The following is a 16,372-nucleotide window of genomic DNA, read 5'->3' as shown; positions in this document are numbered from 1 at the left end:
CTTCGGCTTCCTCGTCCCCGGCCAGGCTGCTACCGGGCACGGTGATGTTGATCAACGCCGTCGCCGTGGTCGGGGTCTGGCACCCCTGGTGGGACTGGGCGAACCCCAACGCGGCCATCAGCGCGTCATAGGTGCGCTCGTACTTGGACAGCCCGTCCTCGGGGTGGAAAGGCACCTGGAAGTTGTCCAAGGCCACCTGAACCTTCAAAGCATCAGCGGGCGAGCCCCACACCTGGAAGAGGAACGTGCGGTCGAAGGTGGTGACCAGCTGGGCGCCCCGGGCGGCGTGGGCGGCCTCGTGGTCCTTCTCCACCTTGCCCGGGTTCAGGCTCAGGCACAGCTGGTGGGCGAAACGGGTGATCTGACCCACCGACATGTTCGGGCGCGACTCCTTGAAGTCCAGGATCCCGCATTCCATTTTCGCGCGGAACAGCCCCGCATCGGGGTGGTCGCCCTTCTGCCTTTTCTCCACCCCCGCCTCGGCGCCCTTGATGACAGCGGCGGCCTCACCCACCGACAGCACCCCGGAGTGCAACGCCTCCAGAGTAGGGACCATTTCCTGGCAGAATTGGGCCCGCCCGATCAGGGCCAGGTCGTTGGCCTGGGCGGCAGGAATGCCGAAGGCGTGGCGCAGCCACGCCTCCAGGCTCTTCTGCCCGCCCTGCTCCAACAGCTGCCCGGTGGCCTCCAGCTGGGCCAGCCGCGCAGCCATACTGACTTTGATCTGGTCGAGGTGTTCCCACACCCGGGTGGCCTGGTCCAGCACCTCGCCCGCCGCCCCCAAGGGCACGTCCCGGTTAAAGAAGGCGGTGGTCTCGTCCCGGGCAGCAGCCACCGCGGCATCCACCGGGGTGTGCCCGGTGGTGGGTGCTTCAGGAGAGATCGCCATTCTTCTATTATAAACGAAACAACCAGGAAAAGGGAGTGTTACCGGCGGTACGGTTGGAATACCTGACTTTCGTCAGGGGCGCCCCCTGACTTTCTTCGGGTCTCCTATTTCAGGCCACCTGGTGCGGCGTTTATACCTACCTGGAATTCCAGGTTTCTCAGTTCCTTTTTCGCCGCGTGCATGGACCGGCCGCGACACCCGACCCGTCACAGCGCCGGCGCAGGGGCAGGCACCGGCCGAAGGCCGGGGCAGTTCGCAGCAGAGATTGACCGGCCGCGACACCCGACCCGTCGTCGCTCCGGTGGAGTGGCAGGTATCGGCCGCCAGGCCGACGCGGTTACTCGGCCGGTGCCCGGCCGAAGGCCGGACCATCGCCTCCCCGACCACACGTCCCCCGTTTCCTGATAGCCGCCGACCCACCGTCGCAGCGAAGCGGGTCAAGGTGGAGCGCCACTGACGCGCGAAGCGCTCGATGGCGACGACCTTGAGGCGCGCAGCGGAGACGGCCACCATCAAGCGGCAGGAAACGGGGAAACCCGCACCGAACAGCAAACCCCCACCCACCGGGCTGTAGAACCCCCAGAACCCACCCACACGTGTCAGTCCCAGGGGCCCCAACCCACAGGGACCAAGGAACCCACAGGGACCAACGAACCCAGGAAGCTTCAGCTCAGACCCTGACAAACACTATTCGGGCCCTGACAAACACTGTCTGCTGAGGTTGGGCAGCACAAGGCCCGCGTGAGCTGGGCTCCCCCGATACAACAAGTCAACCGGGACGGCCCCTGTTCTGCCAGCCCTCGCACCCTCGCCTGTGGACAACCCCGCTGTCACCCGCCGAATTGATGACCTCGCCAGCGTGATGAAGCTACCTCGGTGACGCCTGATCGGCAGCGCCAGTCAGGCAGCGTCGGCACCGGTACTGCCGCGCCAGTCAGCCACCGCCAGCACCACTCCGCCAGTCAGGCAGCGCCAGTCAGCCACCGCCAGCCAAGCCTCGCGCAGGGCTCGAAAGCTCAGAGCGTGGGCAGGTACCGCTGCAGTTCGTAGGGCGTCACCTGGCGGCGGTAGGAGTTCCACTCCGCCTTCTTGTTCCTGAGGAAGAAGTCGAACACGTGCTCGCCGAGGGTCTCGGCGACCAGCTCGCTGTTCTCCATCAGGCGCAGGGCCTCGTCCAGGCTCTGCGGTAGCGGCCTGATGCCCAGCGCGCGGCGCTCGGCGTCGGTCAGCGCCCACACGTCGTCCTCCGCGCCCGGAGGGAGCTCGTACCCCTCCTCGATGCCCTTCAGCCCGGCGGCCAGGATCACCGCATAGGCCAGGTACGGGTTGGCGGCGCTGTCCAGCGAACGGATCTCGATCCGGCTGGAGTTCGACTTGCCGGGCTTGTACATCGGCACCCGGACCAGGGCTGACCGGTTGTTGTGGCCCCAGCAGATGTAGGCGGGGGCCTCGCCGCCCATGCCCGCCGAGGCAGCCGGGTCGTCCCAGATGCGCTTGTAGGAGTTCACCCACTGGTTGGTGACGGCCGCGATCTCGTCCGCGTGTCGCAGCAGCCCGGCTATGAAGCCGCGCCCCACCTTGGACAGCTGGTACTCGGCGCCGGGCTCGTAGAAGGCGTTCCGGTCGCCCTCGAACAGCGACAGGTGGGTGTGCATGCCCGACCCCGGGTACTGGGTGAAGGGCTTGGGCATGAAGGTCGCGTACACGCCCTGCTCCATCGCCACCTCCTTCATCACGAGCCGGAAGGTCATGATGTTGTCGGCGGTGGTGAGCGCGTCCGCGTAGCGCAGGTCGATCTCCTGCTGGCCGGGGCCGCCCTCGTGGTGGCTGAACTCCACCGAGATGCCCATGGCCTCGAGCATGTTGATCGCGTTGCGTCGGAAGTCGTGCGCGCTGTTGTGCGGCGTGTGGTCGAAGTAGCCGCCCGAGTCGTTCGGCTCGGGGAACTCACCGTGCTCGGGGAACTTCTTGAGCAGGTAGAACTCGATCTCGGGGTGCGTGTAAAACGTGAACCCGAGGTCGGAGGCCTTGCTGAGCTGGCGCTTCAGCACGTGCCTGGGGTCGGCCGGGGATGGCGAGCCGTCGGGCATGAGGATGTCGCAGTACATGCGCGCGGTGCCGTGCGGCTCGTTGCGCCAGGGCAGCACCTGGAAGGTGGCGGGGTCGGGCTGGGCGAGCATGTCGGCCTCGTAGACCCGCGCGAAACCCTCGATGGCGGAACCGTCGAACCCGATGCCCTCGGAGAAGGCCGCCTCCAGTTCGGCGGGGGCCACCGCCACGGACTTGAGGTACCCGAGCACGTCGGTGAACCACAGCCGCACGAACCGGATGTCGCGCTCCTCCAACGTGCGGAGCACGAATTCCTGCTGTCGATTCACGATCAACCTTCCTCGATGCCGGTCGGTCCCGGTCCACGCGCTGTGGAACCGAGCCGGACGCGTTGTCCCGGGACCAGTCTGCCGTGCGGATATTTCCAGGGTATTTCCGCACACGCCATCGAGCCTGCCCGGACCGTCACCCGCACACGCATTATGACCGCTGGCAGCGGCGTTTCGGACCCCGCCGGGCCCGAGAACCGGCCAGGAAAAAGGTCGGCGGTCCCGGAGGCCCCGCCCGAGGACGGAGCCGGGTGAAGCGCCGGGGAGCGAAACACGCCACGAAACACGCGCTCGCTACGCTCGGGACGTGGCACAGCTGAGAATCGCACTGGCCCAGGTCAACCCCACCGTGGGAGACCTGGAGGGTAACTGTCGTGCAGTGGTGGACGCCGCCCGCCGGGCGGCCGAGGAGGGCGCCCACCTGGCGCTACTCCCGGAGATGATCGTCACCGGCTATCCGGTGGAGGACCTGGCGCTGCGCGACTCGTTCGTTTCGGCTTCGGTCCGGGCCACCCGAGCCCTCGCCGCCGACCTGGAACGCGAAGGGCTGGGGGAACTGCCGGTCGTGGTGGGTTATCTCTCCCGCCGACAGGGACCGGGGGAGCGGTACGGGCAGCCCTCGGGCGCGCCCCAGAACTCGGTGGCCGTGCTGCGCCGGGCGCGGGTCGAGCTCACCTCGGCCAAACACCACCTGCCCAACTACGGGGTCTTCGACGAGTTCCGCAACTTCGTGCCCGGTGACACCCTGCCGGTAGTCCGGGTACGCGGCGTGGACGTGGCCCTGGCGGTCTGTGAGGACCTGTGGCAAGACGGCGGTCCGGTCACCGCGGCCCGCGCCGCCCGGGTCGGGCTGCTCGTGACGCTGAACGGTTCACCGTACGAGCGGCACAAGGACGACGTGCGCCTCGAACTGTGCTCCCGTCGCGCCCGCGAGATCGGTGCCGCCCTGGCGTACGTGAACATGGTCGGCGGCCAGGACGAGCTGGTCTTCGAGGGCGACTCCCTGGTGGTGGACTCCGAGGGCGAACTGGTGTCCCGCGCACCGCAGTTCGAGGAGGCGCTCCTGGTCACCGAGCTGGACCTGCCCGCCGCCGCGCAGGTCCGGGAGGGGGTGGCCGACGGCGGGGTAGTCGACGGCCTGCGGGTGGTCCGCCGCGTCCTGTCCGAGGATCCGGTGCCCGTTTACGAGCCGCGCGCCAACACCGTCACGCCGCGCCCCGACCCCCTCTCCGACACCGGTGAGGTCTACCGCGCGCTGGTCCTCGGTCTGCGTGACTACGTGGCCAAGAACGGTTTCGGGTCGGCGGTCCTGGGGATCTCCGGCGGTATCGACTCGGCGCTGACCGCGACCATCGCGGTGGACGCGTTGGGGCCGGAGAGGGTGCACGGGGTCCTACTGCCCAGCGCCCACTCCAGTGAGCACTCGGTGGCCGACGCCGAGGACCTGGCCAAACGCCAGGGTTTCGCGGCCCGCACTGTCCCGATCCCGCCCGTGGTCGCCGCCTTCGAGCAGGCGACCGCAGCCGCGGACGCTGCCCTGACCGGGCTGGCTGCGGAGAACCTTCAAGCCCGGGTGCGCGGCACGCTGCTCATGGCGCTGTCCAACCAGGAGGGCCACCTGGTCCTGGCCACCGGTAACAAGAGCGAGGCCGCCACCGGCTACTCCACGCTCTACGGCGATTCGGTCGGCGGCTTCGCCCCCATCAAGGACTGCTGGAAGACCCTGGTGTGGGAACTGGCCCAGTGGCGCAACGCCGAGGCGGGCCGGCGGGGCGAGAACCCGCCGATCCCGGAGAACTCGATCACCAAACCACCCAGCGCCGAACTGCGCCCCGACCAGCTCGATGCGGACTCCCTGCCGGACTACGTCCTCCTGGACTCGGTCCTGGACGCCTACGTGGGCACCGACCGCGGGGAGGCCGAACTGGTCTTCGCCGGATACGACCCCGAGCTGGTGCGCCGGGTGATCCGGCTGGTGGACCGGGCCGAGTACAAGCGCCGCCAGTCCGCGCCCGGAACCAAGATCAGCTCCCGCAACCTGAGCCGGGACCGCCGCCTGCCCATCACCAACCGCTGGACGGTCTGAGGGCAGGAGCGGACTCTGAGGGCAGGAGCGGACAGGGCGTCGGGCGATCCCGGCAGGATCCCGGTCACAATGCACCGGATGCGCGGCGCCGGTAGAGCGTGTAGTCGCTCCCGTCCTCGAAGGCGGTGCTCCGCACCCGCTCGAACCGGGCCGGATCGAAGGCCGCGCCCTCGAAGAAGGGTTTCCCGTTCCCGGCCACGACCGGGTAGCGCTTGATCATGAGCTCGTCGATCTCCGGGAGCAGGTACCCGGCCAGAGACGGGCCTCCGACCGTGCAGACGCCCAGGGGACCGTCCTCCTTCTTGAGCTCGCGGACGGTCTCCAGCGGGTCGGTGGCCACGACCGTCACGTTCGGGTCGATGTCCTCGGGCAGTGTGCGTGAGAAGACGTACTCGCGCATGTGTGCGTACGGTCTGGTGACGCCCTCGTCCAAGGCGACCTGGTAGGAGCCGCGGCCCTGGAGCATGGTGTCGAAGTGCTTATTGGGCACGTCCAGCCCGAGGCGGGCCCGCACCGCTGCGGGGAGCAGTTCCGGGTACTCGTTCACGTGGAACTCGCCGTTGTCCCCGAGGTCTCCGTCGGCGTCGCTGTCGGTGAAGAAGTCGAAGGAACCGTCGGGAGCGCAGACGCGGCCGTCCAGCGAGACCGCGACGAAGTAGGTGAGGGTTCGCATGGTGCTCCTAAGGGGTGCTCGCGCGGCCGAATGACCACTATGCTTGAAGTGCTTCATTTAAAGTACTTTGAATGTAGTGGTTTGCCAAGCGGTTTTTCGCGAGTCTTCCGTGAGAGGGAATGAGAGGGAAAGTGCATGGTCAGAAATCCGGAGCGGCGGGCCGCCCTGCTGGACGCCGCCATCGAGGCGCTCGCCGAGGAGGGTGCGCGCGGGCTCACCTTCCGCGCCGTCGACACCCGGGCCGGCGTGCCCGTCGGTACCGCCTCCAACTACTTCGCCCACCGCGAGGACTTGCTCGCCCAGGCGAGCGTGCGCACTTACGAGCGCTTCATGCCCGGACAGGCCGAGTGGGACAACGTGCTCTCCGGCCCCTACGACCGGGACAAGCTTGCCGAGGTCATGCGCGGCACGGTCGCCCGCATGGTCGCCGCCCCCAGTGTCTACCTGGCCAGCCTGGAACTCCAGCTGGAGGCGACCCGGCGCCCCGAACTGCGCGCGGACATCACCGCCCGCGTCCGCGCGGACCTGGACGCCAACATCGCCTTCCACGAGGAAGCCGGAATGCCCGGCGACCGGGACACGGTGGTCCTGCTCTACCTCGCACTGAACTGGGTGGTCACCGAGTACCTCACCCTGCCCGGCGTCCTCGCGCCCGAAGGCTCGCTGGACGAGTTGGTCACCAAGGTCGTGGACCGGGTCGTACAGCAGGCCTGAGCCCCGGGCACGCGGTCACACCCGTCAGACCGTCCCCGAGCGAGCCGCCAAAGCCCGCCCTGAGCCCGCCCCTAGGCCAAACCGAGCTCTCGGGCGCGGGCTCCCGCGGTGGCCCGGTTGGGCACGTCGAGTTTGGCGAGGATGTTGGACACGTGCACGCTGGCGGTCTTGGGACTGATGAACAGCTCGGCGGCGATGCCGGCGTTGGTGGCGCCCGACGCCAGCAGGCGCAGCACCTCCACCTCACGGGCGGTCAGCCCGGCGGGCTCGGCCGGGGGAGCGGCATCCGCCGAAACCCCCGTGCCCAGCCTGCGGGCCAGGTCCTCGGCAGCGCGGGCCAGCGGCAGGGCGCCGCACTCGGTGGCGGCCTCGTGCACCTGGCGGATCCGTTCCACAGCCAGGGCGCGGTCACCGGCGGCGACCATGGCCTCGGCGGCACGGAGCCGGGCCCGCGCCAGTTGCAGCCGCAGGGGTGTGGCCTCCCACGCGCCGACCGCCTTGCCCCAGAGAGCGGCCAGGGACGCGGGGCCGTCCTCGCCGCCGTCCGCCTCGGCGAGCAGGGCGGTGATCGACGCGGCATGCGCGGAACGCACGGCTCCGCTGACCGCCATCAGTTCCATGACCTGTCTCACCAGGGCGCAGACCTGGTGAGCGGTGCGCACGGTCTCCGCGTCTCGTCCGGGTTCCCCGCCCCGCCGTGCCGCCTCGGCCATGAGCTCCAGCATCGGCCACGTGTATCCGGGCGAGGTCTCCAGCGCCACCCGTTCCAGGACCTCGCGGGACAGGGAGAGCGCTTCGCCGAGGTCGCCCTCGGCTAGGGCCACGTCGACCGCGCCAAGAGTGCGCAGCTGGACGATGTTCATCCGGTGCGCGTCCAGCATGGATCGGTCGCCGACCGGCCCCGTTGCGGCCCGTGCCGCGGGAAGGTCCCCCATCGCAGCGGCGGCCCGGGCCTCCACCGCCAGGATGTAGTGCTGGTGCCGCAGGTCGCGGTGGTCGCGGTCCAGGTAGCGCCGGAAGACCTCCCTGGTTTCGCGCAGGTCGCCCAGATCCAGGAGGATCTCGGCCCGGTTCTGGTAGTTGAAGGACTTGCGCGCAGGGGCCCAGCCCAGCGACTCGTGCCGGGCCAGGGACTCCTCCAGCACCCGGAGCCCTTCCTCGTGGTAGCCCAGCTCGCGCAGGAAGTGGCCCAGGTTCCCGGCCCCGCGCGCCTCCATGTGGGGCTGGCGCAGCTCCTTGGCCTGGCGCAGGCCCTCCTCCATCAGGGGCCTTCCACGCTCGATGTCGCCGTCCTGCATGTAGGACCCGCCGAGGGTGATATGCGCGTCGGCGGCCGCGCACAGGTCGGTGAAGCGTTCCGGGTCGGCCGCCTCGATCGCCCTCCCGGCCAGCTCGCGCGGGCCGTGCCCGCTGCGGGCCAGCTCCAGGAGGAGCTTCTGCTCGGGCGTCTCCTCCCGGTCCCCGCGCAGCAGTGAGCACTCCCGGGCCAGGAGGGCCAGGAGATGGACGTACCCGGGCATGTGCGGCGGGTGCAGGTCCAGGGCCCGGACGAGGTCGGAGAGGCCGCCGTCGCGCACCTGGAAGGCGCGGGCCTGGCCGCGCTGGCGCAGCAGGACCGCCCGCATCGTGCGGGTGGCGTCGTCCGCGGCGGTCTCGGGCACGCTCGGCAGGGCCTCGTCGACCAGCTCCAGCGCGCGCCGGTAGCGGTTCGCTGAGATCGCCGAGTTCGCGGCCTGGCTGACCACCTCGGCCCAACCGAGCCCGTCCACCCGCGCGCTGGGTTCGGGCACTTGGTCCCACAACGACAGCACCCGCTCCAGCATGTCCAGCCGCTCGTCGAAGGCGAGCATCTTCTTGGCCTGTCCCGCCGCACGCCAGGCCGCCTCCATGGCTCGGGGCAGGTCGTGTGCGGCCTGGTAGTGGTGGGCCTGCTCTGCCGCACGGCGGTCGGCGGGCACCGCCTCGGGGTACTCGTCGATGATCTGGGCGAAGCGCAGGTGCAGCCGTGCGTGCGGACCGGGCAGGATCTCCGCGTGCACGGCGTCGCGCAGCAGGGCGTGCCGGAAACGGTAGTCCGTGCGCCCGGGGCGCAGCACGTTGGCGTCGACCAGGGTGTGCAGGGCGGACTCCAGCTCGCGTTCGGGTATCCCCGCCGCGTGGTAGAGCACTTCGTGCTCGATGTACTCGCTCACGGCGCCCACCGCGGCCACGCGCAGAACCGTCAGGGCGGTGTCGTCGAAGCGGTGGACCGGTTCCAGCAGGAGGTCGCGGAAGTGGTCGGGCAGCTCTGTGCCCTCGTCGTCCGGGCAGGTCTCGGCGGCGGCCAGCGCCTCCACGAACAGTGGCACGCCCTCACTGCGTCGGTAAAGCGTTTCGACTTCGCCCGGGGCCAGCTCTCCGCCCCGGATGGCGCCGGCCTGGCGTCCCACTTCCGCGAGGCTGAGCGGTTCCAGGACGATCCGGCCCACACCGGGCAGGCGCTCGAGTTCGGGAAGCAGGCGGCGCAGCGGGTGCGCGCGGTGGAGGTCGTCGCTGCGGTAGGTGGCGACGATCTGGGTGCCCGGCTGGTCGAGGTTGCGGGCCAGGAACACCAGGAGGTCGCGGGTGGCGCCGTCGGACCAGTGCAGGTCCTCCAGCACCACGGTGGCTCCGGTGTCCGCGGCCACCCGGCCGAGCAGGCGCAGGACCTGTTCGAAGAGGATGCCCCGGTTCTCCCGCCGGTCCGCGGACGGTTCGCCCAGCTCGGGCAGGAGGCGGGCGAACTCGCCGAACCCGCCTGGTGCGGCGGTCTCGAAGGGCTCTCGTCCGCGTTCGCGCAGGATCTGGCGGAGCACCGCGGTGAAGGGCGCGTAGGACAGTCCGTCCACGCCCAGTTGCAGGCACGCCCCGAAGAACACGGTCCCGGCGGGCCGGGTGGCGGTGAACTCGCTGACCAGGCGGCTCTTGCCGACCCCGGCGTCCCCGCCGACCAGCAGCGTCTCGGGTGGTCCGGTGCGCGCCCGAAGCGCCTGTTCGGTCAGGAGCTGGAGCTGGTTCTCTCGGCCGACGAAGACGGGACTGGAACCGGAAAGGAGGGGCATGCCTCCATTATGCTCTCCGGCCCCGACATCCCTCCATGGTCTTTCTCCGGCCCGAGCCTTCCCGCTAGCCGAGGCCGAGTTCGCGGGCGCGGGCTCCCGCGGTGGCCCGGTTGGGCACGTCGAGTTTGGCGAGGATGTTGGACACGTGCACGCTGGCGGTCTTGGGACTGACGAAGAGCTCCTCGGCGATCTGCGCGTTGGTGCCGCCCAGGGACAGCAGACGGAGTACCTCCAGCTCGCGTGCGGTCAACCCGGCGGGTGCCGGCGGAGGTGCCGCGTCCTCGGACACCCCCGTGCCCAGTCGGCGGGCGAGTGCCTCCGAGGCACCGGCAAGGGGCCGCGCGCCGCACGCCGTGGCCACCCCGTGCACCCGGCGCACCAGGTCCGCCGCCCGGTCCCGGTCACCGGTGGAGACCAGTACCTCGGCCGCACGCAACCGGGCCCGAGCGAGGTTCAGCACAAGGGGGGTGGCCTCCCAGGCGGACACGGCCGCGCCCCACAGCTCCGCCTGCTCGGCCGGCGCCGCTCCGTCCACCTCGGCCAGCAGTGCGGCCACCGTAGCTGCGTGGGCCGGACTGACCCCGGTCTCGGCCGGGAGCGGTTCGGCGGCCGCGCCCACCAGGTCCCGGACCAGCCGTGCCGCCTCCACGGTCCGTGTGCCGCGCCGCCGCCCCACACCCTGGCGCGCGGCCTCGCCCATGGCTTCCAAGAGCGGCCACGCGTACCCGGGTGTGGACCGCATGACGGACGCCTCCAGCACGGCTCGGGACAGGGACAGGGCCTCGTCCACGTCCGCCTCGGCCAGCGCCGTCTCGAGCGAACTCAGCGCCCGGAGCTGGACGATGCTCACCCGGTGTTCGGTGAGCATCGAACGGTCTCCCCCGGGGCCCACGGCGGCGCGCGCGGCGGACAGGTCGCCCACCGCCGCGGCGATGCGCGCGCCCACGGCAAGGATGTAGGGCCGGTGCCGCTCTCTGCTGGCGGCGTCCAGCGTGCCTCGGATGATGTCCCGGGCCGTGGCCAGCTCACCGAGTTCGAAGTGGATCTCGGCCCGGTTCAGGTGGGTGGGGGCCTTGTGCACCGAAGCCCAGCCCAGCTCCTCGTGCCGGGCCAGGGACCCCTCCAGTACTTCCAGGCCCTCGCGGTGCAGCCCGTACCTGTGCAGGAAGTACCCGAGGTCCCCGGCACCGCGAGCTTCCAGTACGGGCTCGGCGACGGCGGCCGCGCGGCGGATCCCCTCCTCCAGCAGCGGTCGGCCGCGTTCGGGGTCCCCCTCAGCCATCTCGATGGCGCCCAGGGTGATGCGGGCGTCCGCCGCTGCGCACGTGCTGGCCTCGTCATCCTTGCCAGCTACCTCGATCGCCCTCTCCGCCAGCTCGCGCGGGCTCCGGCCGTCGATGGCGGCCATGTGCGTCTCGAGTTGTTCGGGGCTCGTGGTCCGGTCGTTGCGCAGGAGCAGGGTCTCCCTGGCCAGGGTGGCGAGCAGCTGCGCGAAGTCCGGCATGTGCGGCGGGTGCAGCTCCAATGCGCGGAGCAGGTCGGCGAGGCCGGCCTCGCGCTCCTCGGGAGCGCGGACCTGACCGCGTCGACGCAGCAGGACCGCCCGCACCGTGCGGGTGTGGTCGTCCTCGGGGTCCTCCGGAACACTGTCCAGAGCACCGTCGACCAGTTCCAGGACCCGTCGGTTGCGGCCGGCGGAGAGCGCGGCCCCGGCCGCCTCGCTGACGACTTCGGCCCAACCGAGCCCCGCCACCCGCGTGCTGGGTTCGGGCACTCGGTCCCACAGCGAGAGCACCCGTTCCAGCATGTCCAGTTCCTCGTCGAAGGCGAGGGTGTCCCCGGCGCGCAGCGCCGCCCACCAAGCGGCCTCCATGGCTCGGGGCAGGTCGTGTGCGGCCTGGTAGTGGTGGGCCTGTTCCGCGGCACGGCGGTCGGTCGGCACCAGCTCCGGGTATTCGTCGATGAGCTGGGCGAAGCGCAGGTGCAGCCGTGTGTGCGGTCCGGGCAGGATCTCCCCGTGCACGGCGTCGCGCAGCATAGCGTGCCGGAACCGGTAGTCGGTGCGTCCGGCGCGTAGGACGTTGGCGTCGACCAGGGTGTGCAGCGCGGCCTCCAACTCACGCTCCGGGAGAGCGGCGGCCAGCTGTAGCACCTCGTGTTCCACGCTGCCGCTCACGGCGCCCACGGCCGCGGTCCGGAGCACGGCCAGGGCGGTGTCGTCGAAGCGGTGGACCGGTTCCAGCAGGAGGTCGCGGAAGTGGTCGGGCAGGTCCGGGCCGTCCCGGTCTGGGTGGGGATCGGAGGTGGCCAGTGCCTCCACGAACAGCGGTACGCCCTCGCTGCGCTGGAACAGGGTGTCGAGTTCCTCCGGAGCCAGTTCCCGGCCCCGGATGGCGGCGGCCTGGCGTCCCACCGCCTCCTTGGCGAGCGGCTCCAACTGGATCCGGCCCACGCCGGGCAGGCGCTCGATCTGGGGGAGGAGCCGCCGCAGTGGGTGAGCCCGGTACAGGTCGTCGCTGCGGTAGGTGGCGACGATCTGGGTACCGGGCCGGGCCAGGTTGCGGGCCAGGAACACCAGGAGGTCGCGGGTGGCGCCGTCGGACCAGTGCAGGTCCTCCAGCACCACGGTGACGCCCTCGTCCCCGGCGACCCGGTCGAACAGGCGCAGGACCTGTTCGAAGAGGATGCCCCGGTTCTCCCGGCGGTCCGTCGGCGACTCGCCCAGCTCGGGCAGGAGGCGGGCGAACTCTCCGACGCCGCCCGGCGCGGCGGCCTCGAAGGGCCCTCGTCCGCGTTCCCGGAGGATCTGGCGGAGCACCGCGGTGAAGGGCGCGTAGGACAGCCCGTCCACGCCCAGTTGCAGGCACGCCCCCACGAAAACCGTTCCGGCGGGCCGGGTGACGGTGAACTCGGTGATGAGGCGGCTCTTGCCGACCCCCGCGTCCCCGCCGATCAGCAGACCCTCCGGTGGCCCGCTCCGCACGCGGTCGGCCTGTTCGGTCAGGAGCTGGAGCTGGTTTTCCCGGCCGACGAAGACGGGGCTGGTGTCCGAAAGGAGGGGCATGCCCCCCCATTATGCTCTCCGGCCCCGGCGTTCCTCTCTGAGGCGAGCACGGGCCTCCGCGCGGAGCCGGCGCGCGTGGCGTCCGAGCGCGGCCTGCCTCAGGCGTTCGTCGCGCATGGCGTTTCCGGTGGCGGTACGCAGGTCGTCGTAGGTCATGGTTTCCCCTGTTGGCTTCGGCCGACGCCGGTCGTCGGCCCACCAACGACGATGCCGCTAAGGACCCCCGTGCCACATGGGGAGAAAACCCGGTCTTGGCGGGTTGGGGACCGTGGCCGAACCCCCTCGTCTAAGACCCCGCTCAGGCAGGTGCTCGTGGAGTGGTCAGCCCAGGCCGAACTCCCTGGCCCGGGCTCCCGCGGTGGCCCGGTTGGGGACGCCGAGTTTGGCGAGGATGTTGGACACGTGCACGCTGGCGGTCTTGGGGCTGACGAACAGTTCCGCCGCGATCCCCGCGTTGCTCAGTCCTTGGGCGAGCAACCGCAGAACCTCCACCTCTCGCGGGGTGAGCCCGGAAGGTACCGCCGCCGGGCCGCCGGAGCGCTCAGGGCCCGCCGAGGAGTCTTCGGAGTGCGTGCCAGCCGCGGCGTTCGTGCCGTTACCGCTGGTGTCACCGTCCCCGCCGTCGAGCGGGAGCCCCATTCGCCGGGCCAGGTCGGCCGCGGCCAGGCTCAAGGCCACCGCCCCGTACCGCTCGGCCACCTCGTGCGCCGCCCGCACTTCGGACCGGGTGGCGGTTCGTTGGCCGCCCACGGTCAGGGCGGCCCGTGCCGCCCGGAGCCGGGCCCAGGCCAGGGGGAGGGGAGCCGGGGTGCTCAGCCACGCCGCCACGGCTGTCCGCCACGCGGACAGGACCGATTCCCCGGGTTCGACGCCCTCGGCCAGCCGGGCCAGGGCGGAGGCTCGGGCGGCCGTTTGAACCGGGCCGTGCACCGGCATACCCGCCACGGCCGCCCCGACCCGTGCGCGCAGGTCACGTGCGCGGAGGCCGCTCCGCCGGACCACCTCCGCGAGCAGGTCCACCAAGGTCCACCCGTACCCGGGGGAGTCGGCGAATCCCAGCCGGGACAGGGCCTCGTCGGCCCGGTCCCGGGCTCCGGCCAAGTCACCCTCGGCCAGCAGAACTTCAAGGTGGGCCGTCACCACCAGTTGGGCCTGGTCCAGGCGCTCCACGCTCAGGAGCGCGTTCTCGTCCATCCGTTCCACGCTCTCCCAAGCGAGCACCAGGTCCGAGTGGTCGAGGCTGGACCTGGCGGTCGGCAGGTCTCCCAGGGCGACGGCGGTCCGGGCCCGGACGGTCAACAGGAACACCCGGTGCATCGGTGTGGGCGTCCGCGGCAGAGCCTCCTCCACCAGCGTGAGAGCACGCCCCAGGAAGCCGAGTTCGAAGTACGTTTCGGCGCGGTTCTGCAAGCTGAAGCTGCTGTGGAGGTTGGCGGGCCCCCGCCCCCGCTGGTACGCAAGCGACCGCTCCAGCAGATCGAGAGCCTCCCGGTGCCCCGCCTGTTCCCGGACGTAGTGGGCCAGGTTGCCGCTGGCCCGGGCCTCCATGGCCGGGTCGCCGATCTCCTTGCTCAGGGCTATGGCCCGAGTCAGGGTAGCGTGCCCCGCCTCGGTGCTGCCCCGGCTCATCTGGACCGATCCGAGAGTGACCAAGGCCGCGGCCTCCGCACCGCGGTCGCCGGTGCGGTGCGCGACCTCGTGGGCCTCTTCCGCGAGCGACACCGCGGACCGGCCCAGGCCCAGGGTCTCGCGGGGCCGGAACATGCTCTCCCTGGCTACGATGGACAGCATGCGTCCGTAGCCGGGCATGTGCGGCGGATGCAGGCGGAGGGCCTCGGCAAGGTCGGTCGCGGCGCCCTCGGCCACCCGGTGGGTCCGGGCCTGGCCCCGGCAGCGCAGTAGTACCGCGCGCACGGTCAGAGCCCGGTCGTCCTCGGCGTCCGCGCCTTCCTCGGAGACACGGGCCAGGCCCTCGTCGCAGAGCACCCCGGCGCGCCCGGGCCGACCGCACTGCAGCGCGGCCAGTGCCGCGGCCGCGTACACCTCGGGAAGCCCGGTGCCGCCGACCAGCTCCCGGGCGCCCGGCACCCGTTCCCAGAGGTCGAGCACCCGGTCGAGTAGGCCCAGCTGTTCGTCGTGGGCCAGGGCCCCCTCGGCTTGGAGCGCCGCGGCCCAGGCCGTTCGCAGGGCACGCGGCAGGTCGTGGGCGGCTTGGTAGTGGTGGGCCAGCTCGGCGGCGTGCCGCTCCCGGGGCACCGAGTCGCGGTGCTCCTCGATGTCACCGGCGAAGCGCAGGTGCAGGCGCACCCGGGCACCGGGGAGCAGCGTCCCGTACACGGCCTCGCGCAGGAGGGCGTGCCGGAAACGGTAGCCGTCCCCGCTCATCCGGAGCAGGGCGGTGTCGACCAAGGTTCGCAGCGCATCCTCAAGGTCGTTCTCGGCGAAGCCAGCGGCGCGGCCCAGGGGGGTGTGGCCCACTTCGCCCGAGACCGCACCGACCGAGGCGACTCTCAGGATCTCCGCCGCGACCGGATCCAGACGGTGCACGGGCCCCAGCAAGAGGTCCCGGAACCGTTCGGGTACTGGGACTCCGGAGCTTCCGGAGGGTCCGGTCCCCGCAGCTCCGGTGATCCCCGAGGTGCCGGTGGATTCAGGGGCACCGGTGGCCTCCCCACCGGTCATGGCCGTTGCCAGCGCCTCCACGTACAGCGGGATTCCGTCACTGCGCCGATGGAGTTCGTCCACCTGCCCGACGGAGAGCCCGCCCCCGGCGAGGGCGTGTGCTTGGCGGCCCACCTCCGCCCTGCTGAGCGGGGCCAGGTCGTGCCGGGCCACCTCGGGCAGGCGTCCGAGTTCGGGCAGGAGGCGGCGCAGCGGGTGCGCGTTGTCGAGGCCTTCGGTGCGGTGGGTGGTGATGATCTGGACGCCGGGCCGGTCCAGGTTGCGCACGAGGAAGACCAGCAGGTCGAGGGTGGCGCCGTCGGACCAGTGCAGATCCTCCAGGACCAGGGTCACTCCGTCCTCGCCGGCGGTATGGCGTACCAGGTGGAGTACCTGGTCGAAGAGGACGGCCCTGGACTCGGGGCGCCCCTCGGGGAGGCTGCCCAGCTCGGGCAGGATCCTGGCCAGTTCCGTCGTGGCGGGCGCTGCCGTTCCCTCGGCGGTGGCCGGTGCCGACGCTTCGAAGGGTGCCCGTCCTCGTTCGCGCAGGATCTGGCGGAGGATCGCCGTGAACGGTGCGTAGGCAAGGCCGTCCACCCCGAGTTCCAGGCAGCCGCCGACGAACACGCTCCCCGGAGGGCGGGTCGCGGCGAACTCCTGGATCAGCCGGGTCTTGCCGATCCCGGCGTCACCACCGAGTACCAGGGCGGCCGCGGCCCCGGTGTGGCAGCGCCGGGCGTGTTCGTCGAGGAGGCGTAGCTCCTCCTCGCGGCCGACGAGGTGCGGTGCGGACTCGGGTAGGAGGGGCATGACGGTCATTATGTCGT

8 protein-coding genes and 1 pseudogene are annotated in these 16,372 nt (G+C 71.2%); 2 read left to right on the top strand and 7 right to left on the bottom strand.

The window, feature by feature from the left end:
* Positions 1-889, bottom strand: a pseudogene (locus tag ACYVD1_RS28205) (HNH endonuclease); the annotation flags it as partial.
* A 1,016-nt stretch (positions 890-1,905) separates the two neighbouring features.
* Positions 1,906-3,267 carry a glutamine synthetase family protein gene (locus ACYVD1_RS28200; RefSeq protein WP_460777534.1) on the bottom strand — a complete coding sequence of 454 codons (1,362 nt, stop codon included), beginning with the start codon at positions 3,265-3,267 and terminating at the stop codon, positions 1,906-1,908.
* A 307-nt stretch (positions 3,268-3,574) separates the two neighbouring features.
* Between ACYVD1_RS28200 and ACYVD1_RS28195 the strand changes: the two genes are divergently transcribed.
* Positions 3,575-5,353: an NAD+ synthase gene (locus tag ACYVD1_RS28195; protein ID WP_460777533.1), complete on the top strand. Its 1,779-nt coding sequence runs from the start codon at positions 3,575-3,577 to the stop codon at positions 5,351-5,353.
* 64 nt (positions 5,354-5,417) lie between these two features.
* On the opposite strand, the gene ACYVD1_RS28190 is transcribed toward ACYVD1_RS28195, so the two are convergent.
* A complete protein-coding gene (locus ACYVD1_RS28190) occupies positions 5,418-6,026 on the bottom strand; it encodes a dihydrofolate reductase family protein (protein WP_460777532.1) in 609 nt (202 codons plus the stop codon).
* A gap of 135 nt (positions 6,027-6,161) precedes the next feature.
* On the opposite strand from ACYVD1_RS28190, the gene ACYVD1_RS28185 reads away from it, so the two are divergent.
* Complete coding sequence (locus ACYVD1_RS28185; RefSeq protein WP_460777531.1) at positions 6,162-6,740, top strand: TetR/AcrR family transcriptional regulator; 579 nt, start codon at positions 6,162-6,164, stop codon at positions 6,738-6,740.
* A gap of 71 nt (positions 6,741-6,811) precedes the next feature.
* Here the strand turns inward: ACYVD1_RS28185 and ACYVD1_RS28180 are convergent, their stop codons facing one another.
* The 4 genes from ACYVD1_RS28180 to ACYVD1_RS28165 form a co-directional block, all read right to left on the bottom strand.
* Positions 6,812-9,820, bottom strand: a complete 3,009-nt coding sequence (locus tag ACYVD1_RS28180; RefSeq protein WP_460777530.1) for an ATP-binding protein — start codon at positions 9,818-9,820, stop codon at positions 6,812-6,814.
* Between the two features lie 64 nt (positions 9,821-9,884).
* Positions 9,885-12,884 carry a helix-turn-helix transcriptional regulator gene (locus ACYVD1_RS28175; RefSeq protein WP_460777529.1) on the bottom strand — a complete coding sequence of 1,000 codons (3,000 nt, stop codon included), beginning with the start codon at positions 12,882-12,884 and terminating at the stop codon, positions 9,885-9,887.
* Between the two features lie 9 nt (positions 12,885-12,893).
* Entirely contained in the window at positions 12,894-13,040 is a 147-nt protein-coding gene (locus tag ACYVD1_RS28170) for a hypothetical protein (RefSeq protein ID WP_460777528.1), read from the bottom strand.
* Positions 13,041-13,205: 165 nt separating this feature from the next.
* Entirely contained in the window at positions 13,206-16,355 is a 3,150-nt protein-coding gene (locus ACYVD1_RS28165; RefSeq protein ID WP_460777527.1) for a helix-turn-helix transcriptional regulator, read from the bottom strand.
* Positions 16,356-16,372: the final 17 nt, after the last annotated feature.

This window comes from Nocardiopsis nanhaiensis, assembly GCF_054778635.1.
Note: the sequence above shows the minus strand (reverse complement) of the source record. Positions and strands in the feature narration are given on the sequence as shown.